Origin of the sequence: Asanoa ishikariensis, from assembly GCF_900107455.1 — a bacterium.
Taxonomy (GTDB): domain Bacteria; phylum Actinomycetota; class Actinomycetes; order Mycobacteriales; family Micromonosporaceae; genus Asanoa; species Asanoa ishikariensis.
The window spans coordinates 194,360-221,331 of the sequence record NZ_FNQB01000001.1 but is presented as its reverse complement, the minus strand read 5'-3'; the positions used below and the strand labels follow the sequence as shown (position 1 = coordinate 221,331).

Annotated in this window: 27 protein-coding genes; 23 read left to right on the top strand and 4 right to left on the bottom strand. The window is 71.0% G+C overall.

Annotated elements, in window-relative coordinates:
- Window positions 1-64: 64 nt before the first annotated feature.
- The 19 genes from BLV39_RS01040 to BLV39_RS00950 all read left to right on the top strand — a co-directional run bounded on the left by BLV39_RS01040 (window position 65) and on the right by BLV39_RS00950 (window position 20,439).
- Window positions 65-2,161 (top strand): carboxypeptidase-like regulatory domain-containing protein, encoded by a 2,097-nt coding sequence (locus BLV39_RS01040; protein WP_176984724.1) that lies wholly within the window; start codon window positions 65-67, stop codon window positions 2,159-2,161.
- A 116-nt stretch (window positions 2,162-2,277) separates the two neighbouring features.
- A complete protein-coding gene (locus BLV39_RS01035; RefSeq protein WP_090786136.1) occupies window positions 2,278-2,958 on the top strand; it encodes a response regulator transcription factor in 681 nt (226 codons plus the stop codon).
- Complete coding sequence (locus BLV39_RS01030) at window positions 2,955-4,019, top strand: HAMP domain-containing sensor histidine kinase (RefSeq protein ID WP_090786134.1); 1,065 nt, start codon at window positions 2,955-2,957, stop codon at window positions 4,017-4,019. The genes BLV39_RS01035 and BLV39_RS01030 overlap by 4 nt, the downstream gene beginning before the upstream one ends.
- Window positions 4,016-5,557, top strand: a complete 1,542-nt coding sequence (locus BLV39_RS01025; RefSeq protein WP_090786133.1) for a DUF4153 domain-containing protein — start codon at window positions 4,016-4,018, stop codon at window positions 5,555-5,557. The genes BLV39_RS01030 and BLV39_RS01025 overlap by 4 nt, the downstream gene beginning before the upstream one ends.
- Window positions 5,558-5,581: 24 nt before the next feature.
- Entirely contained in the window at window positions 5,582-5,956 is a 375-nt protein-coding gene (locus BLV39_RS01020; protein ID WP_090790995.1) for a DUF485 domain-containing protein, read from the top strand.
- A complete protein-coding gene (locus tag BLV39_RS01015) occupies window positions 5,957-7,606 on the top strand; it encodes a sodium/solute symporter (RefSeq protein ID WP_090786131.1) in 1,650 nt (549 codons plus the stop codon). It begins immediately after the preceding gene.
- A 31-nt stretch (window positions 7,607-7,637) separates the two neighbouring features.
- Window positions 7,638-8,396, top strand: coding sequence for an ABC transporter ATP-binding protein (locus BLV39_RS01010; RefSeq protein WP_090790994.1), 759 nt, complete (start codon window positions 7,638-7,640; stop codon window positions 8,394-8,396).
- Window positions 8,387-10,057, top strand: coding sequence for an ABC transporter permease (locus BLV39_RS01005; protein ID WP_090786129.1), 1,671 nt, complete (start codon window positions 8,387-8,389; stop codon window positions 10,055-10,057). Before BLV39_RS01010 ends, BLV39_RS01005 begins: the two co-directional genes overlap by 10 nt.
- A gap of 4 nt (window positions 10,058-10,061) precedes the next feature.
- The gene (locus BLV39_RS01000; protein ID WP_090786127.1) at window positions 10,062-10,583 is read left to right on the top strand and encodes a flavin reductase family protein; all 522 of its coding nucleotides are present in this window, start codon (window positions 10,062-10,064) and stop codon (window positions 10,581-10,583) included.
- Window positions 10,584-10,751: 168 nt separating this feature from the next.
- Entirely contained in the window at window positions 10,752-11,123 is a 372-nt protein-coding gene (locus tag BLV39_RS00995; RefSeq protein ID WP_090786125.1) for a DUF485 domain-containing protein, read from the top strand.
- Window positions 11,101-12,774 (top strand): solute symporter family protein, encoded by a 1,674-nt coding sequence (locus BLV39_RS00990; protein WP_090786123.1) that lies wholly within the window; start codon window positions 11,101-11,103, stop codon window positions 12,772-12,774. The genes BLV39_RS00995 and BLV39_RS00990 overlap by 23 nt, the downstream gene beginning before the upstream one ends.
- A 101-nt stretch (window positions 12,775-12,875) precedes the next feature.
- Window positions 12,876-13,853, top strand: a complete 978-nt coding sequence (locus BLV39_RS00985; protein ID WP_090786121.1) for an NAD-dependent epimerase/dehydratase family protein — start codon at window positions 12,876-12,878, stop codon at window positions 13,851-13,853.
- A 100-nt stretch (window positions 13,854-13,953) separates the two neighbouring features.
- The gene (locus BLV39_RS00980; RefSeq protein ID WP_090786119.1) at window positions 13,954-15,195 is read left to right on the top strand and encodes an LCP family protein; all 1,242 of its coding nucleotides are present in this window, start codon (window positions 13,954-13,956) and stop codon (window positions 15,193-15,195) included.
- 73 nt (window positions 15,196-15,268) lie between these two features.
- A complete protein-coding gene (locus BLV39_RS00975; RefSeq protein WP_444541802.1) occupies window positions 15,269-16,339 on the top strand; it encodes an LCP family protein in 1,071 nt (356 codons plus the stop codon).
- Between the two features lie 87 nt (window positions 16,340-16,426).
- Entirely contained in the window at window positions 16,427-16,738 is a 312-nt protein-coding gene (locus BLV39_RS00970; protein WP_090786117.1) for a rhodanese-like domain-containing protein, read from the top strand.
- A gap of 7 nt (window positions 16,739-16,745) precedes the next feature.
- Window positions 16,746-17,528, top strand: a complete 783-nt coding sequence (locus tag BLV39_RS00965) for a glycerophosphodiester phosphodiesterase (protein ID WP_090786115.1) — start codon at window positions 16,746-16,748, stop codon at window positions 17,526-17,528.
- Between the two features lie 42 nt (window positions 17,529-17,570).
- Complete coding sequence (locus BLV39_RS00960) at window positions 17,571-19,031, top strand: sensor histidine kinase (protein WP_090786113.1); 1,461 nt, start codon at window positions 17,571-17,573, stop codon at window positions 19,029-19,031.
- Window positions 19,032-19,083: 52 nt separating this feature from the next.
- Window positions 19,084-19,506 carry an ATP-binding protein gene (locus tag BLV39_RS00955; protein WP_090786110.1) on the top strand — a complete coding sequence of 141 codons (423 nt, stop codon included), beginning with the start codon at window positions 19,084-19,086 and terminating at the stop codon, window positions 19,504-19,506.
- A gap of 54 nt (window positions 19,507-19,560) precedes the next feature.
- A complete protein-coding gene (locus BLV39_RS00950; protein ID WP_090786108.1) occupies window positions 19,561-20,439 on the top strand; it encodes a DUF5926 family protein in 879 nt (292 codons plus the stop codon).
- Here the strand turns inward: BLV39_RS00950 and BLV39_RS00945 are convergent.
- Window positions 20,436-21,641, bottom strand: a complete 1,206-nt coding sequence (locus BLV39_RS00945) for an arginine deiminase (RefSeq protein WP_090786106.1) — start codon at window positions 21,639-21,641, stop codon at window positions 20,436-20,438. The genes BLV39_RS00950 and BLV39_RS00945 overlap by 4 nt on opposite strands.
- Before the next feature lie 160 nt (window positions 21,642-21,801).
- On the opposite strand from BLV39_RS00945, the gene BLV39_RS00940 reads away from it, so the two are divergent.
- Window positions 21,802-22,527, top strand: a complete 726-nt coding sequence (locus BLV39_RS00940; RefSeq protein ID WP_090786104.1) for a hypothetical protein — start codon at window positions 21,802-21,804, stop codon at window positions 22,525-22,527.
- A gap of 109 nt (window positions 22,528-22,636) precedes the next feature.
- The gene (locus BLV39_RS00935) at window positions 22,637-23,125 is read left to right on the top strand and encodes a transcriptional regulator (protein WP_143049595.1); all 489 of its coding nucleotides are present in this window, start codon (window positions 22,637-22,639) and stop codon (window positions 23,123-23,125) included.
- Between the two features lie 178 nt (window positions 23,126-23,303).
- Here the strand turns inward: BLV39_RS00935 and BLV39_RS00930 are convergent, their stop codons facing one another.
- Together BLV39_RS00930 and BLV39_RS00925 are read right to left on the bottom strand one after the other, a co-directional pair.
- The gene (locus tag BLV39_RS00930) at window positions 23,304-24,533 is read right to left on the bottom strand and encodes an RNA polymerase sigma factor (protein ID WP_090786100.1); all 1,230 of its coding nucleotides are present in this window, start codon (window positions 24,531-24,533) and stop codon (window positions 23,304-23,306) included.
- Window positions 24,530-24,880: a YciI family protein gene (locus tag BLV39_RS00925; RefSeq protein WP_090786098.1), complete on the bottom strand. Its 351-nt coding sequence runs from the start codon at window positions 24,878-24,880 to the stop codon at window positions 24,530-24,532. The genes BLV39_RS00930 and BLV39_RS00925 overlap by 4 nt, the downstream gene beginning before the upstream one ends.
- A gap of 117 nt (window positions 24,881-24,997) precedes the next feature.
- On the opposite strand from BLV39_RS00925, the gene BLV39_RS00920 reads away from it, so the two are divergent.
- Window positions 24,998-25,390, top strand: a complete 393-nt coding sequence (locus BLV39_RS00920) for an ACT domain-containing protein (RefSeq protein WP_090786097.1) — start codon at window positions 24,998-25,000, stop codon at window positions 25,388-25,390.
- Window positions 25,391-25,469: 79 nt separating this feature from the next.
- The gene (locus BLV39_RS00915) at window positions 25,470-25,961 is read left to right on the top strand and encodes a hypothetical protein (protein WP_090786095.1); all 492 of its coding nucleotides are present in this window, start codon (window positions 25,470-25,472) and stop codon (window positions 25,959-25,961) included.
- A gap of 3 nt (window positions 25,962-25,964) precedes the next feature.
- On the opposite strand, the gene pheA is transcribed toward BLV39_RS00915, so the two are convergent.
- The gene (gene pheA / locus BLV39_RS00910; RefSeq protein WP_090786093.1) at window positions 25,965-26,912 is read right to left on the bottom strand and encodes a prephenate dehydratase; all 948 of its coding nucleotides are present in this window, start codon (window positions 26,910-26,912) and stop codon (window positions 25,965-25,967) included.
- Between the last annotated feature and the right edge of the window lie 60 nt (window positions 26,913-26,972).

Sequence of the window (26,972 nt, the reverse complement as noted above, 5' to 3'; positions counted from 1 at the left end):
ACACGGGGGAACCGTTCTGCCTTCCCCCATGTCCGATGTGGACGAAGCAACGGGGAGGAACGCAATGAGACTCAGCGTCAGACGCCGTGCGACAGCCGCCGTCGCGACGGCCGTCATGGCCGGGACCCTGGCCGTGTGGGCGACGCCCGCGCAGGCGGCCGGCACCGGCGTCATCACCGGCCGGATCACGACCAGCGACGGCGCCCCGGCGGCCGACATCTGGGTGGCCGCCATGGACTTCGAGGAGTTGGGCGAGCCGGTCGGCTACACCACGACCGCGGCCGACGGCACCTACCGCATCCAGGGTCTCGCCACCGACAGCTACGTCGTGTCGATGTCCGGCACCGACCACCCGACGCAGTACTTCGACAGCAAGACCGAGATCTGGCAAGCCGACGAGGTCCGCGTCACCAACGGCCAGACCACGACGATCAACCAGGCGCTGATCCCCACCGGCTTCCTGGCCGGCCGGATCCTCCAGGCCAACGGCGAGCCGCTCGCGTGGACCTGGGTCAACGCCGTCAACGAGTTCGGCAGCTCGGTCGGTGGCGCGTCCACCGACGACAACGGCAATTACCGGGTCCCGGTGCCGGTCGGCTCCTACCGCGTCTCGTTCTCGCCGCTCGAGGGCAGCTACCAGGAGCAGTTCATCCCTCGGAAGATCAGCGTCGACGACGCCACGCTGTTCACGGTGACGGCCGACCAGGAGACCCGGGCGGATGACACCGCGCTCGCGGTCGGCAGCCTGAGCGGGCGGCTCACGAACGACAACGGCACGCCGGTGGCGGACGCCTCGGTCTACGCCACGCCGTTTCAGGCCAACGGCTACCTCGGCGACGTGCCGACCAACGCCAACGGCGAGTTCTCGATCCCGCAGGTGCTGGTCGGCACGTACTCGGTCGAGTTCTATACCGGCATCCGGCACCAATACTTCGACGGCGCGCTCGAGTTGGAAGACGCCGACCCGGTCGTCGTCACCGCGGGCACCAACACCCGCGTCACCGACAGCATGCTGCCGACGGGGAGCATCCGCGTCCGCGCCGTCGACGCGCTGACCGGCGCCACGATCCGGGGCTTCTGCGCGTACGACGTCTGCGACGACGGCACCGGCGTGGCGCTGATGACCGACCAGACCGTCGGCACGCACACGATCGACGTCAACACGGACGGCAACTACATCGGCCGCTCGGCCACCGCCACCGTGAAGGCCAACCAGACGACCGAGGTCCTCGTCCGGCTCCTGCCCGGCGGCAAGATCACCACCACGGTCGTCGACAAGGCCACCGGCCAGCCGCTGGCCGATGTCTGCGTGTTCGCCTACAAGCTGGGCCAGGTCCGCATCCCGGACAACTGGGGTGGCGACATGTGCAGCGACGCGGCGGGCAAGGTGACGATCAACCGGCTCGCCGCCGGCGACTACCGGCTCTTCGCCCAGTCCGGCGATCTGGAGAACACCACCTACGGGAAGCAGTGGGTGACCACGAACGGCGGCGCTGGTGACGAGCGGCAGGCGGCGACGATCAAGATCGCGACGGGCAAGGCCGCGGCCGCCCCGCAGGTGAAGATGGACCGCGCCGGGTCGATCCGCGGTCGGGTGACCGACGGCGCCACCGGCGCGCCGCTGCACGCCCGCGTCGCCCCGTTCACCGCCAACCCTGGCCTGGGTTCCCCGGAGGCGGAAACCGACGCCGACGGTCGGTTCCAGATCGACGGCCTCGGCCCGTATCGCTGGCCGCTCAAGTACAGCTCCTTCGGCTACGCGACCGCGTGGACCGGCGGCGCTGTCAACCGCTACACCGCCACGGGCACCCAGGTGACCGTCGGCGCGGTGGCCACCGCCGACCTCGCGCTGACGCACGGGGTGACGGTGACGGGTGACCTCGTGATCAGCAAGGGCACGATCAGCGGCTGGGCGCGGGTCAGCGTCCTGAATACGGTGACCGGCGACTACGTGGACACCAGCGACTTCGAAGACAGCACCACGTACGAGCTGCACGTGCTGCCCGGCCAGGAGATCCGCTACGTGTACGACGTTCAGGTCGACGGTGACTACGTCAGCTCGGACAAGGCCAAGCTGGCTCCGGCCACCCCGGGCGGTCCGGTCCGCTACTCGGTGACCGTGCCGGCCGGCGGCCTGGACGTCGACATCCTGGTCAACTGAACCATCGGCGACACCGAAAGGCCCGCACCGGCGACGGTGCGGGCCTTTTCGCATCTCCACAGCTTGTTCACATCGCCGGACCGGTATCCCCACGGGCGCTCACTACAGTCGCCGGCATGAGAGAGCGCCGAATCCTGGTCGTGGAGGACGAGCGGACGATCGCCGACTCGATCGCCGTGCGGCTGCGTGCGGAAGGTTTCGCGGTGAGCCTGGCCGGCGACGGCCCGGCCGCGGTCGAGACCGCCCGGCGCGAACCGCCCGACCTGGTCGTGCTCGACATCATGCTGCCGGGCTTCGACGGCCTGGAGGTGTGCCGGCGCATCCAGGCCGACCGGCCGGTGCCCGTGCTCATGCTCACCGCCCGCGACGACGAGAACGACATGCTCGTCGGCCTCGCGGTCGGCGCCGACGACTACCTCACCAAGCCGTTCTCGATGCGCGAGCTAGCCGCCCGGGTGCACGCGCTGCTGCGCCGGGTGCAGCGGTCCCACTCGGCCGGGCCGGCCCCGATCCGGATCGGCGACCTGGAGATCAACCAGGCCGAACGTCGGGTCAGTCGGGCGGGCGTCGAGGCGCACCTGACACCGACCGAGTTCGACCTGCTGGTGCACCTCGCCGGCCGGCCGCGCACGGTGCTGCCCCGGGAACGGCTCCTGGCGGAGGTCTGGGGCTGGGGCGACGGCGCCGGCACTCGCACCGTCGACAGCCACATCAAGGCGTTGCGCCGCAAGCTCGGCGCCGACCTGATCCGCACCGTCCACGGCGTCGGCTACGCGCTGGAGGTGCAGCAGCCGTGAAGGACCTGCTCACCCGCGGCCTGGACCTGCTGCCCCGCCCGCTCGACCCCGTCCGGTCGATCAAGCTCAAGCTCGCCCTCCTGCTGTTCGCCTCGGCCCTCGCCGGGCTCGCCTACTTCTGGTACGCGACCCAGTGGATCCCCTACGTCACCTCGGCCACCGCCCTGCTCGTCGGCCTGCTCACCTCGCAGGTGCTGGCACACGGCATGACCTCGCCGCTGCGCGAGATGACCGCCGCCGTCCGCGCGATGCGCCGTGGCGACTACACCCAGCGGGTCCGGGCCACCTCGCGCGACGAGGTCGGCGAACTGGCGCAGGCGTTCAACCAGATGGCCACCGAACTGGCCGCCGCCGACCGACAGCGGCGCGAGCTGATCGCGAACGTCTCGCACGAGCTGCGTACACCCATCACCGCTCTTCGGGGTGTGCTCGAGAACATCGTCGACGGCGTGGCCGACCCGCACCCCGCCACCCTGCGCACCGCGCTGCACCAGACCGAGCGACTCGGCCGGCTGGTCGCCGAGTTGCTCGACCTGTCCCGCCTCGACGCCGGCGTGCAACCGATGCACCCGGTCCGGTTCGACGTCGCCGACTTCCTCGACGAGGTGGCCGAAGAGGCCACGGTCACGGCGAGCGGCGCCGGCCACGACATCACGTTGGCGGTACGCCCGCCGGAGGTACCAATGACAGTGCACGCCGACCCGGCCCGCCTGCACCAGGTGCTGGCCAATCTGCTCGACAACGCGGCCCGGCACAGCCCACCGGGCGGCACGGTCTCGCTCGCCGGGCGACTCGACGGCGACCACGTGGTGTTCGAGGTCGGCGACGAGGGCGCCGGCATCCCACCGGCGCAGCGGGAAGCGGTCTTCGACCGGTTCACCCGGGGCGACCGCGCGGCCGGCGGCGGCACCGGGCTCGGCCTGGCGATCGCCCAGTGGGTGGTGCAGCTACACGGCGGGACCATCCGGGTGGTCGACCCACCGTCCGGAATTGGCTGCCTGGTGCGGGTGTCGCTGCCCCGCTTGACGACACCGGCGGCACCCGCGACGGTGGCGGCATGACGACATCGACCCCGGCCAACGCGCTGGTCGTCAGCCCGACGCCCGACGCGCCCCCGAAGCCGCCCAACCCGCCCACCGCGCCGCCGAAGCCGCCCAGCCCGCCGGCCGGCTGGTCCTGGCCCGGCCCGACCCGCCGGCCCGGCGGACCGGCGCTGGTGGCCCTGATGCTGGCCGCCGCCCTCTCCGCCGCCGCCCTCCCGCTCGACCGGCCCGGGATCGGCTGGCTGCTCGGGGGCATCGCAAGCATTGTTGCCCTGGCAGTCACGCGAAGTAAGGTCTCTTGGCGGCAGGCCGCCTGGGCCGCCGCCACCGTCGCCCTGCTCGGCGTCGGCACGTTCCGCTCCGCCGACTGGCTGTTCGCCCTGTGCGTGCTCACGGCCGCGGTGACCGGGACGCTCGCCCTGATCGACCCGCGCACGGTCCGGGCCATCCTCGCCGCCCTGGTCGTTCCGGTGGCCGGGGCGGTACGCGCGCTGCCCTGGGTCGGCGACAGCATGCGGGACCGGCTCGCCGGCCGTTCCGGCGTACCCGCCCGGGTCGCCGTCGTCGGCGCCGTCTCGCTGGTCCTCCTGCTCGTGTTCGGCGCGCTCTTCGCCTCCGCCGACGAGGCCTTCGCCGAGTTGCTCGACCGGGCGACCCCGACCGTCAACGGGGGTGCGCTCGCCCGCGCGCTGCTGCTCTTCCCGGTCCTCTTCGCGGTGCTGGCCGGCGCCGCCTTCACCCTGGCCGGCCCGCCCACACTGGACCAGACCGACCGCCCGGCCCGCTTCGCCTTCCGCCGCGCCGACTGGGCGATCCCGGTCGCCCTGCTCGACCTGCTGTTCCTCGCGTTCGTCGCGGTGCAGGCCACGGTCCTTTTCGGCGGCACCCGGCACGTGCTCGGCCCCGGCGGCCCGACGTTCGCCGACTACGCCCGCGGCGGCTTCTGGCAACTGCTCGCGATCACCGGCCTGACGCTCGTCGTCGTCGCGGTCGCCGGCCGCTGGGCACCCCGGGCCGACCGCGCGGACCGGATCGCCGTCCGGGTGCTGCTCGGCGCGCTGGCCCTGCTCACCCTCGTGGTGGTGGCCAGCGCGACCTACCGGATGAACGTCTACGAGCAGGCTTACGGCTACACCCGGCTGCGGGTCTTCGTCTCCGCCGTCGAGCTCGGCCTCGGCGCCGTCTTCGTCGCGATCCTGGTCGCCGGAGTGCGGTTGCGCGGCGGCTGGCTGCCCCGCGCGGTGCTGGCCATCGCGACCGGCGGACTGCTCGCCCTCGCGGTGGTCAACCCCGACCGGTTCATCGCCGACCGCAACGTCGACCGGTTCCTCGCCACGGGCCGGATCGATCTGATCTACCTGAGCTCGCTGTCCGCCGACGCGGCGCCGGCGCTCAACCGACTGCCGGACCACGAACGGGCGTGCGTGATCTGGCGCATCGCGAACGGCCTCGACTCGTCCCCCGACGACTGGCGATCGTTCAACCTCGCCCGGCACGAAGCCCGCCAGTCGCTCGCCGAGCGTCCGGCCGACGACTGCGGGGTCTACCGCCGATAGCGTGTGATCGGGGACACTGCCGGCATGACGGAAGGGCGGCGTACCCGAGTGGTGCTCGCCGACGTGCACCCGCGCACGCACGACCACGACCGCACCCGCACGGAGCTCGCCGAGCAGACCCAGGTCGGCGAGGCGCTGGTCCAGGGGCTGGTGCGGGCCCAGCTCGCGCTCGCGCTGCGGCTGGCCCTGGTCGTGGCGATCGGGCTAGGCGGGTTGCCGCTGCTGTTCGCCGTGGCGCCCGAGGTCAGCAACGCGCGCCTGGCCGGCGTCGACCTGCCCTGGCTGCTGCTCGGCGTGGCCGCGTTCCCGTTCCTGTTCGTCGTGGGCTGGGCCTACGTGCGCCTCGCCGAACGCAACGAGCAGGACTTCGTCGCGGTGGTCCGGCGGCCGGAGCGCTGAGTGGACAACCCGTACATCATTCCGGCGATCCTGCTGGTCACGCTGGTGACCGTCGCGATCGGTTTCTACGGCCTCAAGCTGGCCCGCACCACCTCGGACTTCCTCGTCGCGTCCCGCAGCGTCAGCCCGACCTGGAACGCGGCCGCGATCGGCGGCGAATATCTCTCGGCCGCATCGTTCCTCGGCGTCGCCGGCCTGATCCTCAAGTACGGCGTCGACGTCCTCTGGTATCCGGTCGGTTTCGCGGCCGGCTATCTCGCGCTGCTGCTGTTCGTGGCCGCGCCGCTGCGCCGCTCGGGTGCGTTCACCCTGCCCGACTTCTGCCAGCTCCGGCTCGGCTCGCGCCGGCTGCGCAAGCTGGCCACGGCGTTCGTGGTGTTCATCGGCTGGCTCTACCTGGTGCCGCAGCTACAGGGCGCCGGGCTGACGATGACCACGGTCACCGGCCAGCCGTACGCCCTCGGCGCCCTGTTGGTCGGTGCGGTGGTCACCTGCAACGTCGCGCTCGGTGGGATGCGGGCGATCACCTTCGTGCAGGCTTTTCAATATTGGCTGAAGCTGACCGCCCTGCTGGTGCCCGCCGTCTTCCTGCTGTTGCAGTGGCAGGCCGACGGCCGGCCGGCGGTGGCCGCACCCGACGGGCCGGTGTTCCACACCTCCACCACCGTCGTGATCGAGGACCACGCCACGCTGACCATGGCCGACGGCTCGACCATGACGGTGCGGGCGGGCGAGAAGCTCGACTTCGCCGCGGGCGAGCCGGTGCCGCAGGTGTCCACCGTCGACGACACCCGCGGTCCCGACTGGTTGCTGCCCGGCGACAGCGACCAAGGGCTGTTCGCCACCTACTCGCTGATCCTGGCCACGTTCCTCGGCACGATGGGCCTGCCGCACGTGCTGGTCCGCTTCTACACCAACCCTGACGGCAACGCCGCCCGGCGTACGACCTTGGTGGTGCTGGGTCTGGTCGGACTCTTCTATCTGCTGCCGACGCTGTACGGCGTGCTCGGCCGGGTCTACACACCGCAGTTGCTGATGACCGGCCGCACCGACGCGGTCGTGGTCCTGCTGCCCGGAGCCGCTCTCGGCGGCGGCCTGACCGGCCAACTGCTCGCCGCCCTCGTCGCGGCCGGCGCGTTCGCCGCGTTCCTGTCGAGCTCGTCGGGTCTGCTGACGAGCGTCGCCGGTGTCATCTCCACCGACGTGACCGGGCACGGTTCGGTGCGCGACTTCCGGTTGGCCACGGTCATCGCCGGGGTGGTGCCGATCGTGCTGTCGCTGACCATCTCGACCCTGGACGTGTCACAGGTGGTCGGGCTCGCGTTCGCCGTCGCCGCGTCGAGCTTCTGTCCGCTGCTGGTGCTGGGCATCTGGTGGCGCGGGCTGACCGCGCGCGGCGCCGCCGCCGGGGTGCTCGCCGGTGGCGGCGCGGCCGCTGGCGCCGTGCTGCTCACCGTGCTCGGACCGCCGCTGTCGGGTTGGCCGGCCGCGTTGGTCGGTCAGCCGGCCGCGTGGACGGTTCCGCTGGCCTTCGCCGTGATGGTGATCGTGTCGTTGGCCAGCCGGGGCCGCGTGCCCGCGGACGTCAGCGAGGTGATGCTCCGCCTGCACGCGCCGGAAAGCGCGCTCGCCGGTTCACCACGGAGGTGATTGCGACCGATACCGTCAGGGGGTGACGACGGTGAAGGACGATCGGTTCGCCCTGGTGCTACGGGGACTGGCGAAGAGCTTCGACGGCAAGGTCGCGGTCGGTGGCGTCGACCTCGACGTGCCGGCCGGCTCGTTCTACGGCCTGCTCGGCCCCAACGGCGCGGGCAAGACGACCACGCTGTCCATGGCGGTCGGCCTGCTGCGGCCCGACCACGGCCAGGCGTGGGTGCTCGGTCACGACATCTGGGCCGACCCGATCCAGGCGAAGCGGCTCTTCGGGGTGCTGCCCGACGGCGTGCGCCTCTTCGACCGGCTCAGCGGCGCCGAGCTGCTGGCGTACCACGGTCTGTTGCGGGGCATGGACCCGGCGGTGGTCGACCAGCGCGCCCAGGAGTTGCTCGACGTGCTCGCCCTCGCCGACGCCGGCCAGACCCTCGTCGTCGACTACTCGGCCGGCATGAAGAAGAAGATCGGGCTGGCCTGCGCGCTGCTGCACGCGCCGCGGCTGCTCGTGCTCGACGAGCCGTTCGAGGCCGTCGACCCCGTGGCGGCGGCGTTGATCCGCGACATCCTCCAGCGGTACGTGGTCGGCGGTGGCACGGTGATCTTCTCCAGCCACGTGATGGAGGTCGTCGAGCGGCTCTGCAGCCACGTCGCGATCCTGGCCGGCGGCGTCATCAAGCGGGTCGGCACTCTGGCCGACGTACGCGGCGAACGCTCGCTCGAAGACGTGTTCGTCGAGGTCGTCGGCGGGCGCACGGCGACCGGCGAGGAGCTGGCGTGGCTGTGACCGCCGCGGTGACCGCGCCCCGCCCGGTCTCACCACGCCACTTCGTCCGCCTCAAGCTCCGCATTCTCGGCAACGGGTTCCGCGGCCAGACCGCGCGGGTGCTGCTGTTCGTGGCCGGCGTGCTGGGCGGGCTGTTCTACGCGGTCGCCGGATTCCTCGGCAGTGCCCTGCCCGGCCTGGCCGACAACGCTGACGCCGCGCTGCTGGTGGCCGCCCTCGGCGGCGGAGTGCTGGCGCTGAGCTGGACGCTCCTCCCGCTGGTGTTCTTCGGTGTCGACGAGACCGTCGACCCGTCCCGCTTCGCCCTCCTCCCGCTGCGCCGCAGCACCCTGGTCATCGGGCTGCTGACCGCCGCGCTGATCGGTGTTCCCGCGGCCGCCACGCTGATCGCGACCGCCGGGCTGGTGTTCTCCGCCGGTGCTCTCGGCGGCCCCGGCGCCGCGCTGGTCCAGGCCGTCGGCGTGCTGCTCGGCCTGCTCTTCTGCGTCGCGGTGAGCCGGGCGGTGACCAGCGCGTTCGCCACGCTGCTGCGGTCGCGGCGCACCCGCGACCTGGCCGCGGTGCTGCTGGCGGTGGCGGCCGCCCTGATCGGTCCGCTGCAGATCGCGCTGAACCGGGCGAGCACCGACACCGACTGGCGACGGTTCCTTTCGCTGGCCGAGATCGTCGGCTGGACGCCGTTCGGCGCGCCCTACACGGCCGGGCTCGAGGTGGTCAGCGGCCGCTACTGGGCGGCACCCGCGAAGCTCGTCATCTCCGCGGCGGCGATCGTCGCGTTGCTGTGGTGGTGGTCGCGCACGCTGGAGTCCGCGATGGTCGGCACGGCCAGCGTGCGCAAGACCGTCCAGCGGACGACACCCGGCGCTCCGGTCGCGCTGCTCTTCCCGAAGGCCCTGGGCTGGGTGCGGCGGGACCAGTTCGGCGCCGTGCTGGCCCGCGAGGTGCGCTACTGGTGGCGGGACGCCCGCCGCCGGGCCAACTTGATCACGTTCGCGGTCGCCGCGTTGTTCGTGTCCGCGATGGTCAACTTCGGCGACGTCATCTGGGGCACGGAGCCGACCAGCGACGTGTCCGCCTCTCCGGTCACCTTCGCGCTGTCGATGATCTTCATCGGGACGCTCGGCGCGTTGACGCTGGCCAACCAGTTCGGCTTCGACGGCACCGCGTACGCCGCCGACATCGTGGCCGGGGTGCCGGGCCGGGTCGAGATCGCCGCCCGGGCCGGCGCGTTCGCGGTCTACGTGCTCCCCCTGGTCCTGGTCATCGGTGTGATCGTCGGCTTCCTCATCGGGGAGCCGGGCTGGATCCCGATGGCAGTCGGCACGTTGGTCGCCACCTTCGGCTGCGGGCTGGCCGCCAACTCGATGCTCTCGGTGGTCGGCGCCTACGCCCTGCCGGAGACCTCCAACCCGTTCGCGCTGAACACCGGCGCGGGCATGGCCCGCGGCCTGCTCAGCGTGGTCGCGATGCTGGCCAGCCTCGTGCTGGCGATCCCGATGCTGCTCGGCGCGCTGTTCGCCGGCGACGCCTGGCTCTGGCTGGCCATGCCGATCGGCCTGGTCTACGGCGTCGGCGCCGCCTGGCTGGGCAGCGTGATCGTCGGCGACGTGCTCGAACGGCGCGCTCCGGAGCTCCTGCTGACCATCACCCCGCGGCGGTAGCGCCGTGGACCCGATCGAGCCCGGCGCGCAGATCCACGGCACCGACCCGTTCGCGACCCCCGAGGAGGCGCGCTCGCCGATCCGGCGGTTCCGCGGCCGGCTGGCGTCGCCGGTGACCCTCTGGACCGCGCCCGGGCCTGCCGGGTTCACCGTCTCGTCCACCCTCGTCATCGACGGCGACCCCGGCCGGCTGATCGGCCACCTCGACGACGAGGCCGACCTGTGGACGGCGGTGTCGGCGGCGGGCCGGTTCGCGGTCACCCCGCTCGCCGCCGGGCAGGGCCAGCTCGCCGACCGGTTCGCCGGGCTGATGCCCGCGCCCGGCGGACTCTTCCGGACTGGACAGTGGACGCAGACGCCGTTCGGCCCGGTTCCCGCCGACGCCGGCGCGTGGGCCGGCTGCCGTCTCGACAGCGCACGCGAGTTCGGCTGGGGGCTGCTGGTCGAGGCCACCATCGAGCAGGTGGAGATCCTCGGCGACGGGCCACCACTGATCCACTACCGCGGTCGATACCTGGCGGGCTGACCGGGCCAGCCGTTCAACGGCGTGACCGGGGTCACTCGGCGCAGCCACTTGTCCGTTCGGCGCAGGTGGCTGCGCTCGCCTGCCTGGGGGTTCCGGGGTTCGTCGGGCCGTACCTACGGTGCGCCTGTTCAGCCCTGTCCCTACGCCCCCCGTGAAGGTGGTGACCACATGAGTACGGAGGCGAGAGACACCGCTCCCACGGAGACACCCGAGGACCGGTATCTGGCCGTGCAGCGTTCGCCGGAGTTCGCCCAGCTACGCAAGGCGCTCCGCGGCTTCGTGTTCCCGATGACCGTGGCGTTCTTCGTCTGGTACGCGCTCTACGTGATCCTGTCCGCGTACGCCCGTGACTTCATGAGCATCCGGATCGGTGACAGCCACATCAACGTGGCCCTGATCTTCGGTCTGCTCCAGTTCGTCACGACCTTCCTGATCGCCTGGCTCTACGCGCGGTACGCCAGCCGCCGGGTAGACCCGCTGGCCGACAAGATCCACGAAGAGCTTGGGGAGGTGCCGAGTGCCGACGGTCCTCGCGGCTGAGGCGACGAGCAGCACCGCTCGTACGCTGACGATCATCCTGTTCCTGGTCTTCGTGGCTGTCACGCTGGCGATCACGGTCTGGGCGAGCCGGCAGACCAAGACGGCGACCGACTTCTACGCCGGCGGCCGGTCGTTCTCGGGCTTCCAGAACGGCATGGCGATCGGCGGCGACTACATGTCGGCGGCGTCGTTCCTCGGCATCGCCGGCATCATCGCGCTCAACGGCTACGACGGCTTCCTGTACTCGATCGGCTTCCTGGTGGCCTGGCTGGTCGCCCTGCTGCTGGTCGCCGAGCTACTGCGTAACTCGGGCCGCTACACGATGGCGGACGTACTCGCGTTCCGGATGCGGCAGAAGCCGGTCCGCACCGCGGCGGCGGTCTCCACGATCACCGTGTCGATCTTCTACCTGCTGGCCCAGATGGTGGGCGCCGGCGCGCTGGTCGCGCTGCTGCTCGGCATCAAGCCAGGCACCACGTTCATGGGCATGGACGCCGGCGCGGCGAAGATCGCGACCATCGTGCTGGTCGGCGCGCTGATGATCATCTACGTGACCATCGGCGGCATGAAGGGCACCACGTACGTCCAGATCGTCAAGGCGTTCCTGCTGATGACCGGCGCGCTGGTCATGACGATCCTCGTGCTGTCGGTCTTCAAGTTCAACCTCTCGTCGCTGCTCGGCGACGCGGCGCAGTCGTCCGGCAAGGGCGAGGCGTTCCTCGAACCCGGGCTCAGATACGGCGTCGAGGTGGCCAACAACGCGACACAGACCTTCTACAACAAGATGGACCTGCTGTCGCTCGGCATCGCGCTCGTGCTCGGCACCGCCGGCCTGCCGCACATCCTGATCCGCTTCTACACCGTGCCGACGGCGCGGGCGGCCCGCAAGAGCGTGCTCTGGGCGATCGGCATCATCGGCACGTTCTACCTGTTCACGCTGGCCCTCGGCTTCGGTGCCGCGGCGCTGGTCGGCAGCGAGGCGATCACCGCACAGGACAAGGCCGGCAACACGGCCGCTCCACAGCTCGCGCAGGAGCTCGGCCGCCGGTTCCTCGGCGGCGAGACCGGCGGGGCGACGCTGTTGGCGATCATCGCGGCGGTGGCGTTCGCGACCATCCTCGCCGTGGTCGCCGGCCTGACCCTGGCGTCGTCGTCGAGCCTCGCGCACGACTTCTACGCCAATGTGGTCAAGGACGGTAAGGCCTCGGAGCGGCAGGAGGTCAACGTCGCCCGGATCTCCGCACTGGCGATCGGCGCGATCGCGATCCTGCTGTCGATCTTCGCGCAGAACCTCAACGTGGCCTTCCTGGTCGCGCTGGCGTTCGCCGTGGCCGCGTCCGGCAACCTGCCGGCGATCCTTTACAGCCTGTTCTGGAAGCGGTTCAACACGTCCGGTGCGACCTGGGCGATCTACGGTGGGTTGATCTCAGCAGTGGTGCTGGTGTTCTTCTCTCCGGTCGTCTCCGGCTCCGCCACCGCGATGTTCTCGAAGTCGGACTGGCAGTGGTTCCCGCTGAACAACCCGGGCCTGATCTCGATCCCGTTCGGCTTCTTCTGCGGCTGGCTCGGCACGATCATCTCCAAGGAGCGTGACGACGCGAAATACGCGGAGTTGGAAGTCCGATCCCTCACCGGCTCGGGCGCCCACTAGGTCACGCGGGCCCCGGCGGCGGCACACCGCCGGGGCCTGTTCCGCACCCAATGGGGTGCCCGGCCCCAGCCGGTGATCCGCAGGCTCGGTAGGCTGGGCATATGGTGGTTGCCCAACGTTTCGGAGCCGGTCATCGCGTCCTCGTCACAGGAGGCGCCGGTTTCGTCCCGTCCCACCTGATCGATGCCCTGATCGCCCGGGGTTGCACGGTGGTCGCGGTGGACAACTTCGTCACCGGATCCAAGGAAAACGTCACCCACCTCATCGACAACCCGCTGTTCACGCTGGTCGAGGGCGACGTCGCCGACGGGCTGCCGACGCACCACCCGGCGGTCGCGGGCCGGTTCGACGCGATCCTGCACATGGCGTCGCCGGCGAGCCCCAAGGACTTCACCACGCTCCCGATCGAGATCCTCCGGGTCGGGTCGATCGCGACGCTGCACCTGCTCGAGCGCGCGGTCGCCGACGGTGCCCGGTTCCTGATGGCGTCCACCTCCGAGGCATACGGCGACCCGCTGGTGCACCCGCAGGTCGAGACCTACTGGGGCAACGTCAACCCGGTCGGCATCCGCAGCGTCTACGACGAGGCCAAGCGCTTCTCCGAGGCGTCCACCATGGCCTATCACCGCTACCGCGGGCTCGACACCGCGATCGTGCGGATCTTCAACACGTACGGCCCCCGGATGCGCCCCGACGACGGCCGGGCGATCCCGACGTTCATCGCGCAGGCGCTGCGCGGCGAGTCGATCACCGTGCACGGCAACGGAGAGCAGACCCGGTCCATCTGCTACGTCGACGACCTCGTGCGCGGCATCCTGCTGCTGCTCGACTCGACCGAGGCGGGCCCGATCAACTGCGGCGACGAGCACGAGATGTCCATGCGCGACCTCGCCGAGACGATCGTGCGGCTGACCGGCAGCTCCTCCACAGTGACCTTCATGTCACGCACCGCCGACGACCCCGAGATGCGCCGGCCGGACCTGACGCTGGCCCGCACCCAACTGGGCTTCGAGCCGACGACCCCTCCCGAGGAGGGGCTGCGGCGCACCATCGATGACTTCCGCCGCCGCGCGATCTAGCTAAATCCCCAGGTCAGACCCGAAATTTTTGCTACCAACTTCGTGCCGTGCCGGCGTTGGTTGTGAGCCAGACCCAGGTTTGCTTCGTACCCTGAGTGACATGTCTGCGACCACGTCATCCTCCGGTGGCACCTACGGCCGCGCCGCGGTGCCTGGCGGTTCGTCCAGCGCGCCGGTGTCCGGGGTCCCGGTTTCGGGGGCACCATCGGGCACCCGGATCAGCGGTCGGGCACACGTGCCCGGTGCCCGCGGTGAGTCCGGCCCGCCCCGTGGTGTCGGGCGAGTGGGTGGCGGTCCGGGTGGCCCCGGCGGCCCTCGCGGTCCGCGCCGCCCCGGCACTCCCTACCGCAAGGGCCCACAGCCCAAGTGGGGCCGGATCGCCCTGGTCGCGGTCGCCGCCCTCACGCTGCTCGGCCTGCTCGGCGCCGGCGGCACGTGGATCTACGTGCGGGCGCTCAACGGCAACATCGGACGGACCGACCCGTTCTCGGAGATCACCAACGGCCGGCCGGCCAAGACGGCCAGCGGCGCGCTCAACATCCTGATGGTCGGCACCGACTCCCGCGACCCCGACGCCGCGCTCGACAAGGCCGGCAAGTGGCGGGCCGACACGATCATCGTGATGCACATCCCCGCCTCGCAGGACAAGGCCTACCTGGTCTCCATCCCGCGTGACCTCTACGTGCCGGTGCCCAAGTCGGCCAAGGCCGAGTGCGCCGACTCCGAACGACACAAGGTCAACGCCGCGTTCGCCTTCGGCGGGCTCCCCCTGGCCGTGCGTACGGTCGAGTGCTTCACCGACGTCCGGATGGATCACGTGATGGCCGTCGACTTCGCAGGCTTCAAGGAAGTCACCGACGCGCTCGGCGGCGTCGACCTCAACGTGGAGCGGACCGTCAAGTCGATCCACAAGCCCTTCCGCACCTTCCAGAAGGGCGTCAACCACATGAACGGCGACGAGGCGCTCGACTGGGTCCGCCAGCGCAAGCAGTTCCCCGATGGCGACTTCGCCCGGATGCGGCACCAGCAGGACTTCATGCGCGCGCTGATGGACAAGGCGGCCAGCTCCGGCACGCTGACCAACCCGGGCAAGCTCAACAGCTTCCTCAAGGCGGTCACGAACGCGGTCACCGTCGACGAGAGCTTCTCGCTGGTCGACATGGCGCTCCAGTTCCGCAGCCTGCGCGGCGACAACCTGAAGTTCCTTACGAGTCCATACAGCGGCAGCCAGACCATCGGCGGCGAGTCGGTGGTGGTCTCGGACAAGAACAAGGCGCTGGCGATGTACAAGGCGATGTCCGACGACAAGATGGCAGAGTGGGCGACAGCCAACAAGAAGTGACAAATACCCCGTTCCGGACGAATGACTAGGGTGGCCCTGGCCCGACATATCCGACTTAAGCTGACGCTAGATCGTGGCGGCAGCGGGGTCGGGAGGGGCCATTCCCAGCGCGGATCGCAAGCGGGACAAGCGTCCCCGTGCACCAGACGGTGCACGGGCCGCGCGGCCACGCTGGGCCAAGATCTTCATCGTCGTCGGCATCGCACTCGCCGTCCTCGCCGGCCTCAGCCTCGGCGGGCTCAAGTTCCTCTCCGCCCGCCTTGAGGACGCGCTGCACAAGGCCGACCTGCTCGACTCGGGCGCCCGGACCGGCAGCGGCGAGCTGACCGGACCGCTCAACTATCTGTTGATCGGCTCGGACCAACGGCCGACGAGCCCGAACAGTCACCGGGCCGACTCGATCGTGATCGTGCACATACCGGCCGGGCTCGACCGGGCATACCTGATCTCGATACCCCGCGACCTGCGGGTGACCATCCCGCCGTACCCGCAAGGGCAGTACAAGGGCGGCCAGGACAAGATCAATGCGGCGTTCCAGTACGGCCAGTCCGACGGCGCCAAACTGCTCTCGGCCACCGTCACGAACCTCACCGGCGTGCGCTTCGACGGGGCCGCGATCGTGGACTTCACCGGCTTCCAACGGGTGGTCGACCTGCTCGGCGGCGTCGACGTCTGCGTCGACCGACAGGTCAAATCGATTCACACCGGCCACATCTTCCCCATGGGTTGCTACCGGATGGACGGGGCGCAGTCCCTCGACTACGCGCGGCAGCGCTACGGACTCCCCCGCGGCGACTACGACCGGCAGCGGCACCAGCAACAGATCCTCAAGGCGATCGCCCAGAAGCTCACCGACCCGACCGTGCTGGCCAACCCGCTCAAGCTGGACCAGACGATCCGGGCCATCGGCGGCACGATGACCGTCGACACCAACGGCGTACCCCTCAATGACCTGGTCCTCGCCCTGCGCCACATCCGTGCCGACAACGTCTACGGCATCCGCATGCCCTCCACCGGCGCCCGCATCGACGGCACCTCCTACAACGTCCTCACCTCGGACGCCGACGGCCTGTTCAAGGCGATCCGGGAGGGCGACGTGGCCGGCTGGGCCGCAGCCAACCCGAAATGGGTCAACCACATCTAGGCCCATGGCGGAGACCCGGCCCCGGAGTGGGGTCAAAGAGCAGGGCCTACTCTGGGTGTCGTGTGGAGACCGCAACCGGTTCCGTGGGTGAACGCGGAAGATGTGCCTGAGGACGCCTACCTGCTCGACGTCCGCGAAGACGACGAGTGGGCGGCCGGGCACGCGCCTGACGCGCACCATGTGCCGATGATGGAGGTGCCCGCGCGGCTGGCCGACGTGCCGACCGACGCGGACGTGGTGGTCGTGTGCCGGATGGGGGGCCGCTCGGCCCAGGTCGTGACCTATCTGGCCAAGCAGGGCTGGGACAACGTGCGCAACCTCGACGGCGGCATGGAGGCCTGGCAGTCGGCCGGCCGCCCGATGGTCAGCGAAAACGGCCAACCGGCCCGCGTCGTCTGAGCCACCTGTGGGCGAGTCGCCGTTGATCTTCGCGCACCGCGGTTCCTCCGCGGTCCTGCCGGAGCACACGCTGCCGGCTTATCTCAAGGCGCTCGACGAGGGCGCCGACGGGGTCGAGTGCGATGTCCGCTTGACCAAGGACGGTCACCTGGTCTGCGTACACGACCGGCGGTTGGACCGCACCAGCAACGGCAAGGGCCGGGTCAGCCGGCACACGCTGGCCGAGCTCGACGCGCTCGAGTTCGGCAACTGGGGTGACCGGTCCGGCACCGACGACCCGCCGGACCCTGACCGGGCCCGGCTGCTCACGCTCGACCGGCTGCTCGGCGCCGTCCGCGACGCCGGGCGTGAGGTCCAGGTGCTGATCGAGACCAAGCACCCGACCCATCACGGCGGCGACGTCGAGCGGGCGCTCGCGACGGCCCTGCGCCGCTACGGCCTGGACCAGCCTCGGGACAGCGAGCGGGTGGCGGTGACCGTGATGTCGTTCTCGGCACTCGCCGTGCGCCGGATGCGAGAGCTGGCACCCGGTCTGCCCACCGCCCTGCTGATGGAGCTGCTCCCCTCGGCCCTGCGCGGCACCCTGCCGTTCGGCGCCCGGATCGCCGGCCCCGGCATCCACCTGGTCAAGGCCCGGCCACGGCTCGTCCGTACCCTCCAGGCCGCCGGAAACCGGGTCTTCGTCTGGACCGTCAACGACCCTGACGAGATCGACATGCTGATCGATCTGGGCGTCGACGGCATCATCACCGACCGCCCCGCGTTCGTTCTCAAGCACATCGGGCGTTAGCCAGGGCTTTTCCCCAGCGCTCGGGTTGGGCACACTCGGGACGTGCCTGCGCGCCCGGACTATGCGACGTTCATCGCCCGCCACGCCGAGGTGGTCGAACGGATCAACTCGGGCGAGGCGGGTCTGCCGATCCTGGGCGTCCTGCTGCGGCTCGCGCAGGAGGCCCTCAGCTCGGCGGGAATGACCTTCGCGGAATACGGTCCGTCGGGCGGCCGGATCGTCGCCGCGACCGGCGAGGCCGAGTGGGCGCTGGGCCGCCCGGTCGACAAGGAGTCGCCGACCACCAAGCGGCTGCTCACCGGCCTGCGCACCCAGGTGATCTCGCTCGACCGGATTTCGGGGAAGTTCCCGGACCAGGCGACCGGCCACGGCCTGCACACCATGCTGGTCACCCGGGTGATCCTGGGCGGGCTGGTGATCGGCAGCCTCCAGGCGTTCTACCGCGAGGTCGAGGACCTGCCCACCATCGAGCACCACACGTTGATCGAGTTCGTGGCCATCAACCTGGCCCACATGTACGGGCACCAGGCCGGCCTCCCGGTGCACGGCGACGGGCCGGTGGTCGCCGCCCTCGCCGACGGCCTGGCGATCATCGACTACGACCGCAAGGTCCGGCTGTGGAACCCAGCCGCCGAGGCGGTCACCGGGCTCAGCACGGCCGACGTGCTCAACGCGACGCTGCCGTTCCCGATCCCGGTGCTCGGCCAGACGCTCGACCACCGGCTCGCCGACGGCCGCTGGCTCAAGATCACCGCAGGCGAGCTGACCGGCACCGTCGACTCGGTGGTCGTCACCTTCCGCGACATCAGCGACCAGCACCGCCGCGAGGGCGACCGCGACCTCTTCGTCGCCCTGACCAGCCATGAGCTGCGCACCCCGGTCACGGTGATCAAGGGGTACGCGGACACCCTGAACAGCCACTGGGACGAGCTACCCGAGTACGAGCGCCGCCACGCCACCGACGTCATCGGCCAGCGCGCCGGCGAGCTGGCCAAGCTGGTCGACCGACTGCTCTCCGCGGCCGACCAGAGCGGCCCGACCGCCGGCTCGCCACCCACGCCCTTCGACCTCGTCGAGTCGCTGCGGGTCGCCGAGCGGGACCTGCCCACCGCGCTGCGCCGACGGTTGCTGGTCCGACTGCCGGTCGACCTGCCCAAGGCGATCGGCGACCGGAGCACGATCACCACGATCCTGACCGAGCTCGTGACGAACGCCGACAAGTACAGCATCGACGGCACCGCGATCGAGCTGACTGCGCAGAGTGACGAACGGACCGTTGTGTTCCGCGTTTCCGATCGAGGCATCGGGGTACGACCCGAACATGTGGAGCGCGCGTTCGACCGGTTCTGGCAGGCCGAATCGGGTGACCGGCGCCGGTATCCGGGCGCCGGATTAGGGCTTTACCTGGTACGAAGGGTCATAGAGCGACAGAACGGATGGGTGTCGCTCCGCCCGCGAGATGGCGGCGGCACGGTCGCGGAGGTCCGACTCCCCCGCGGCTGACGGTCGCGGTGGGCGACGGTCGCGGCGCGTAACGATGATCGGGAGGCGGGGAGTGACGACGGCGGTGGCCGAGCGGTCCTGGCACGTGGTCGTGCCGCACCACGCCCGCGGCGCGCGCGCCGCGCGTCACCGGCTGACCACCGAGCTGGCCGGCACGGTGCCGGCGGACCTGCTCGACGACGTCGTCGCGGTGGTCGGCGAGTTGGTCGTCAACGCCGTGCGGCACGCCCGCCCGCTGCCCGGTGGCGTGATCCGGGTCGACTGGGGTGTCAGCACGTCCGGGGTGGTCGAGGTGCGGGTCACCGACGGCGGCGGCCAGGTGCGCCCGAGCCCCCGGCCCGCGGGCCCGCAGGCGCTCGACGGCCGCGGCCTTCAGATCGTCTCGGCGCTGGCCGACCGGTGGGGCGTCGACCAGGGTGGCCAGGGGCAAAGCGTCTGGGCGGAGCTCGGGGAACGCGCACACTCGCTGGCGTGAAACGCCACCCCGCGACCGGGTGCCCCGCCGGCAATGGCAATAGGCTGTCTCCCCATGAGTAAGAAGCGCCGGATCAGGAACGACGGCACCCCGAAGCGGGAGAAGCTCCCCGACATGTTCTCGGCGCGCCCGTTCGAGGGTTTCGTCGACGAGGTCGAGTGGATCGCCCTGCGTGAGCTGGTCCCGGCGGCCTCCGCGCCGCTCACCCTCACGCCGGCGCTGATCGAGGAGTTCGGCGACCGCCCGGTCACCGTGGCCACGGTGCTGCCGATGGCCTGGCCGGCGATGACCAAGCCGGACGGCCGGATCTTCCTGGGCCTCCAGCGGCACGTGCAGTCCGGGCACGCCTCACGCGACCTCGCGGTGGCGCTGATCCGGGCCCTCCAGACCTCGCCGGGCAGCCCGGTCTCCGTCCCGGCCCACGCCGGCGTCGGCCCGGTGCTCCAGGACCTGGTCGTCGACGGGCCGCTCGAGGTCACCCTGCACGACGGGTTCGATTTCTGGCTCGACGACGACGCGGGCGACGACGCCAACGTGAAGGCGTCACTCGAACGGGCGAATGCCTCGATCTACCCCACCGTGCGGCTGGCCGCGGCCAAGGCCGCGTACTGGTGCCGGGTCCCCGACCGCGGCCACGTCCGCTGGGTGCTGCCCGACGACGAGGACGCCGCGCTGGCCGCGCTGGCCCGACTCGCGGCCAGCGGCGACCTGCTGCTCGGCGACGGCACCAAGTTCGCCGGCATGTTCCGGGCGCACGGTCGACTGGTTCCGGTCTGGGACATTCCCCGCGACCCGGACCCGGCCGACTGGGAGGCGCCGTTGGAGTCGTTCGCCAAGCGCTACGCGGACGCCCTCGCCGACACGTCGCCGCTCGACGCCGCCGCCCGCCGCTCGCGCCAGGGCCTGGTCGGCCGCCAGCTCACCCTGCGCTAGCCGACTCCGTTCCGGAGCATCGGGCACGACATACAGCGTGGTCCGCCCCGGCCCGAGCCAAGCTCGGAGCCGGGGATCCGGATCACCTCGATGCCGGCCCGTTCGAGCTGCGCGTTGGTCTCCACGTTGCGCTCGTAGGCGACGCACAGCCGAGGCGCGATGGCCAGCGTGTTGTTGCCGTCGTCCCACTGCTCGCGTTCGGCGGTGACCGGGTCCAGGCCGGTGTCGATGACGCGCAGCATGCCGATGTCCATGGCGTCGGCCGCCGCGCGCAGGAACGGCGCCGGCCCGTCGACCTGTGGCTCACCGTCGGCGCCGGCGATCACGGTGTACGCCTGGAGCGTGTCCGCATATTTCGGATACATGATGACGGCGTCCGCGTCGACCATCGTCACGATGGTGTCCAGGTGCATGGTCGCCCGCTCCTGCGTGATCGGCACGACCAGGATCGTGTGCGCTAGCTCCGCCTCGAACACCCGACGGGCCAGCCGCTCCGCGCCCGCCGGCGTGGTCCGCTCACCCACCCCGATCGCGATCACGCCCTCGGCCAGCAGCAGCACGTCGCCGCCCTCGACCGGCTCCAGACTCGCGTCGTAGACGAACTGGGTGCCGACGAACCTCGGATGGAACCGGTAGATCGCGTCCGTCAGCGTGGTCTCCCGGCGCCGCGCCGGCATGGCCAGGCTCGTGACCGCGACCCGGTCGCGCACCCAGACCGACGAGTCCCGGGTGAACAGCAGGTTGGGCAGCGGGTCGATGACGAACTCGTTGCTCGCCATCAGCGAGTAGACCAGGCCACCGGGCCGGTCGACGCTGGTGCGCAGCTCGTCGTGGGCCAACCCGCCGATCAGCACCCCGGCGAGGCCCGACGGGTCCAGGTAGGTCAGATGGTCGGCGACCCGGCGGCGCAGGGTGTCACCGAGCCGGGGATCGTCGACGACGCTCGCGGTGATTTCCGCTCGCGCCTCCGGCACCGACAGCGTCTCGGCGAGCAACTGGGACACGTAGAGGACCTCGACACCACGTGCGCGGAGGGCCGCGGCGAAGGTATCGTGTTCCTCTTGGGCCCGGCCCACCCACGGGATGCCGTCGAACAGCAGCGAATCGTTGTTTCGCGGGGTCAGACGCGCTAACTCCCGCCCGGGCCGGTGCAGGAGCACAGTCGCCAACCGGCCTACTTCGCTTCCGACGTAGTTCGTCACGGGCCCGAGCCTAGGCCGTGGTTGTCACCATCCGGGAAAAGAGCCGTACCGTGAATGCGGCATTCATCCGCACTCATTCCCCCGGTACGTCTTGCAAGAGTACTGGTGTCACCACGTACGGTAGTTAGACAGCCAAAGCTCGCCCTTGCCGGAGGCAGCGATGACCGTATTTCCTGCGCGTCGAGCCGTCCCCCTCACCCCCCGACGAGCTCTGCCGAGCGCAGAATCCAACCACCCCGACCTACTCGAAGCCGCACGTCCACGACCGATGGACTGGGCCCGCCGTCGGCGGGCCGAACGAGACGCCCGCCGCATCGAAGCGGCCGGCGCACGTGCCCTCAACCGCATCGAGCACCTCGGCCCCTCGTGGCACGTGGTGGAGTGGCCCCGCACCGACTCGTTCGACGCGCTGTTCACCGGCGCCGACGACCAGGCCGGTTTCTTGGTGATCGGGCCCAGCGGCCTGTTCGCCGTGACGATCGCCGACCACGGCCGGGCCCGCGTGATGGTGGCCGGTGACGTGGTCCAGATCAGCGGCAAGCGCCCGCCCTATGTCTCGGAGGCCATCCGTGACGCCAAGCGCGCCTCCAAGGCGCTCAGCGGCGCTACGGGTCACAGCATTCCGGTGACGCCAGTGTTGACGTTCGTCGGTTCTGGCGTCATCAGCGTCTACGGGCTACCCAAGGACTGCCTGGTCGCGACCCACCGCGAGCTCGACCGCCTGCTCGTGGCCGGAGGCGACCGGATCAGCTCGGCCACCGCCGAAAAACTGTCTCACGTTGCGAGCCAGCCCAGCACGTGGCTCAACATGGGACACAGCGGCGGCGGCTACCGGTGGTACGAGGACGGCCGAACCGCTTCGACCAAACTGGCCACCCGCCGTTGACCGCTGCGGCGCTACCATCCGCAGCACTGGCCGACTGGAGGGTCGTCGGCACGCGAATCACCGGTTAGCGTGACGGTGGGGCAACTGCCGGCGATGCACAGGAGGCGCGGTGGCGCACGTAGAACTCGAGCTTGAGGTCTTGGCACCTGGCGACTCCGATGGCGTGGAGCCGACCACTGGCCCACCCGCGGGTGCCGCCTGGTCCGCTGGACCGTGGTCGACCAGCTTCGACCGCTGGGCCGAGACGGTGTTCGCGGCTGACGAGCCCTGCCTGGTCATCGACAGTTCGATGACCATCGTCGCCGCATCCGCCGCGTGTTGCACCCTGCTGGGTCTCGCCGACCCGCGCACCGCGGTCGGCCTCCCGCTGCTCGACGCCGGTCTGCGCCTGGTCGACTTCACGGCCGCCCGCAGCGAGCTCACCGAGACCGAGGTCGACAAGATCCCGCCACTGCTCGCGGTCACCTCCGGCCGCCAGGCGAGGGGGCTGTTGCGCGTCAACCACGACAATTCCGACGCAACGGTCGACGCGATCGCCACACCGCTACAACGCGACGGCGAAACCGTAGGCAGCCTGACCTTCTTCGCAACGGTCTAGAACAACATTTAGATCCGTTCCCGGGTTCGCGGTGGTTCCGACCGTCGCTCCCGCCGGGGACCGCTCGCTTCGCGTCGCTTGCCAGGTCCGCGAGGCCGGGCCTCACGGCTTTGCCATTTCCGCGCGGCGGCCCAGCGGATAGCGGCGTCCGGGGTCCGACGTGGTCAAGCCCTCGCAGCTACGCCATTTCCGCTCGGCGGCGGAGCAGGTAGCGGCGTTCGGGATCCGACGTGGTCAGGGTTAGGGCCTCGTCGTAGGCGGCGATCGCGTCCGCACGGCGGTTCAGGCGGCGCAGTAGGTCGGCCCGGGTGGCTGGAAGCAGGTAGTAGCCCTGCAGGGCTCCCGTCGCGGCCAGTCGGTCTACCAGGGCCAGGCCGGCCTGCGGACCGTCGGCCATTGCCACCGCGACCGCGCGGTTGAGCTCGACCACTGGGGACGGGATCAGCTTGGCCAGTTCTCGGTAGAGGCCGGCGATCTCTGTCCAGTCCGTGTCGGCGGCTGTCGGTGCGGTCGCGTGGACGGCGGCGATGGCGGCCTGGATCTGGTACGGACCCGGGCGGCCACGCCGCAACGCGCGGTGCAACAGAGCATCCGCCCACGCGATCCGGGTGGTGTCCCAGCGCCCCCGGTCCTGGTCCTCCAGTGGCACGAGATCGCCGGCGGCATCGAGCCGGGCCGCCCGGCGGGCGTCGTGCAGGGTCAGCAACGCGAGCAGGCCCGCCGCTTCCGGCTCGTCGGGCATCAGCGCGACCAGCACCTCGGCCAGCCGGATCGCCTCGGCCGTCAGGTCGACCCGGACGAGGTCGGTGCCGGCCGTCGCCGCGTACCCCTCGTTGAAAAGCAGATAGACCACCGCGAGCACGGCCGCCAGGCGGTCCGGCAGCAGGTGGTCGGGCGGCACCCGGAACGGGATCGCCGCATTGCGGATCTTGCTCTTAGCCCGGAAGAGTCGCTGGGCCATCGTCTTCTCCGGCAGCAAGAACGCCCGGGCGATCTCCGCCGTCGAAAGCCCCGCCAGGGTGCGCAGGGTCAGCGCGACCTGCGCCTCCTGGTCGAGGGCCGGGTGGCAGCAGGTGAAGATCAGCTCTAGCCGGTCGTCCGGGATGCTGTGCGGCACCAGTGGCTCCGGTTGGGTCATCCGGACCACCTCCCGCAGCTTCTCGGCCTCGACGGCGGCCCGGCGTACCCGGTCGAGCGCCCTGTTTCGCGCCGTCACCACCAGCCAGCCGCCGGGGCGCGACGGCACACCCTCGTGCCGCCAGCGCTCCAGCGCCTTCGCGAACGCGTCCTGGGCGCACTCCTCCGCGAGGTCCCAGTCACCCGTCAGCCGGATCACCGCCGCCACCACGCGACCCCACTCCGCGCGGTAGACGGCGGCGACCTCGGCGTCGATGTCTATGCCGGTCATTCGGTCCAGTACGGCCGGACGTCGACCATGCCGGCCCAGGCCATCGGGTGCTTCGCGGCGATTTCGATGGCCTCGTCGAGATTCGCCGCCTCGATGATGTCGAAGCCGGCGATCTGCTCCTTGGTCTCCGCGTACGGCCCGTCGAGCACCACCACCTCCCCGTTGCGCACCCGCACCGTGGTGGCGTCCGAGCCCGGCCGGACGCGGTTGCCGTCCAGCCGCGCGCCCCGCGTGTCCATCTCCGTGACCCAGTCCTCGACCGGCATCGGCCCACCGGCCGCATCGACGGACTCCGCTCCCGGTTCGTTGCCGGGTGCCTCGACGCAGATCAGAAACAAGTACTTCATCTCTAGTTCCTTTCCACTTGGCGTCAGCTTCCACCACTACGACGAACGGGTTGGCCCGCCCACTACCGACCGGGAAAAAGTTCTTCCGGGAGGCAGTCTGGTCGTACTCTTCCTCTCATGCCTGCCCTTGATCTTTTGCCGGAGGACTACGCGGTGTGCCGGCTGCCGGCCGGCTCGGCGCTCCCGCCGGCCCTGGTCGACGGCAGCGCCGCCAAGGACGCCGTGGTGTCGGTGACCTGGACGGCCGACGAGGTCTCGGTGATCTGCCGGGCCGACCGCGTGCCCGACGGCGCGACCGCGGAGGCACCCTGGCGCTGCCTGCGAGTCGTCGGCCCGCTGGACTTCGCGCTGACCGGCATCCTGGCCTCGATGGTCGCCCCGCTGGCCGCGGCCCGCGTCAACATCATGGCGTTCTCCACCTACGACACCGACTACCTCCTCGTGCCCAGCGTGCGCCTGGCGGAAGCGGTCGCCACGCTCGGCCAGGCCGGCCATCCGGTGACTGTCTGACCGGGCATACGATGATCTGGCCCTCACCCCAGCCGATGCCCCACCCCGAGGTACCGTGCGCCGCCCCATCCCCCTTGGCATGCTTGCCGTCTCCGCGACGGTCACCCTGCTCGCGGCCGGTTGCGGCACCCCACCGGAGCTGAACCCGCCCGGCACGACGGTCCCCCGTCCCTCGGCGACCGCCAGCCCCAGCGCGAGCACGCTGCCGCCCCAGCCACCACTGCCGCCGCCGCCATCGAGCCCGACCGCGACGACCGGTTTCCCGGACAGCCCTGCGGTCGCGTGCGGCGGCCGCCCCTCCGCTGCCCAGGTGATCACGCTGCTCAAGCGGCGCGGGATGCTCGCGTCGTCGTACAACGGCCGGGTGACCGTCGGCCCGATGTGCGCCGGCACCTGGCAGTGGAGCGTGCTGGACACCAACAACGGCCCGCTCCAGGCGGTCAGCGAGATCAGAGGCAACACACTGCGGCTGATCACCGCCGGCACCGACGTGTGCAGCATCGAGGTGCGCGCCGGCGCACCGGCCGGCATCCGCTCGGCCGCCTGCGACGCGCTGCCGCCGTCGCTCTAGGGACTAGCCCTGGCGGATGCGGGCCAGCCAGGCCGCGGCGTCCGCGTAGTCCACATCAGACTGGCCGGGCGGCGCCTGCACCGGACCGTCGCTCTCAGACCCGGTCCACCGGTGCCGCGGGTACGAGCCCAGGAAGCGCACCTCCGCGCTGACCCGGCGCAGACCGCGCAGCGCCTCGCCCATCCGGTCGTCGGCCACGTGCCCGGTGCAGTCGAGGAAGAACGCGTAGCGGCCGAGCGCCTCGCCGGTCGGGCGGGACTCGATGCGGGTCAGGTTGACCCCGCGCACCGCGAGCTCCATCAGCACCGCGAGCAGCACACCGACTCGGTCGTGCGCGATGTACACGGCCAGCGAGGTGCGGTCGTCGCCGGTCGGTGGCGGCGGGGTGCCCGGGCGGGAGACCAGCACGAACCGGGTCACCGCGTCGCCGTGGTCGGCGATCTTCTCGGCGAGCACGGTCAGTCGCTGCTGCGCGGCCCCGATCGCCGCGCAGATCGCCGCGTCGTGCTCGCCGGTCGCGGCACTGCGCGCGGCGGCGCCGTTGGACAGCACGTCGACGACGACCGCGTCCGGCAGGTTGTCGCGCAACCAGCCCCGGCACTGGGTGGACGCCTGCGGGTGGGCGGCGACCGAACGGATGTCGGCGAGGGTGACACCGGCGCGAGCGGCCAGCACGAACTCGACCGGCAGCACCACCTCGCGGGTGATCACCAGCGGCGAGCCGGCGACCATCTCGTCGAGGGTGACGCCCACGCCACCGCCGATCGAGTTCTCCAGCGGAACCAGCGCCGCGTCGGCGTCGCCCGAGCGCACCGCGTCGAGTGCCTCACCCACGCTCCGGGCCGGCGTGCGCTGACCGCGCTCGGCGGCCGGAATCGTGCGCAGCGCCTGCTCGGCGAAGGTCCCCTCGGGCCCGAGGAAGACGTACCTGGTGGGCGGCGTTCCCGGCATGAGACCCAGCCTACGGAACGGACAAACGGCCCACCCCTTGTGGGGCGGGCCGTTCGCTTA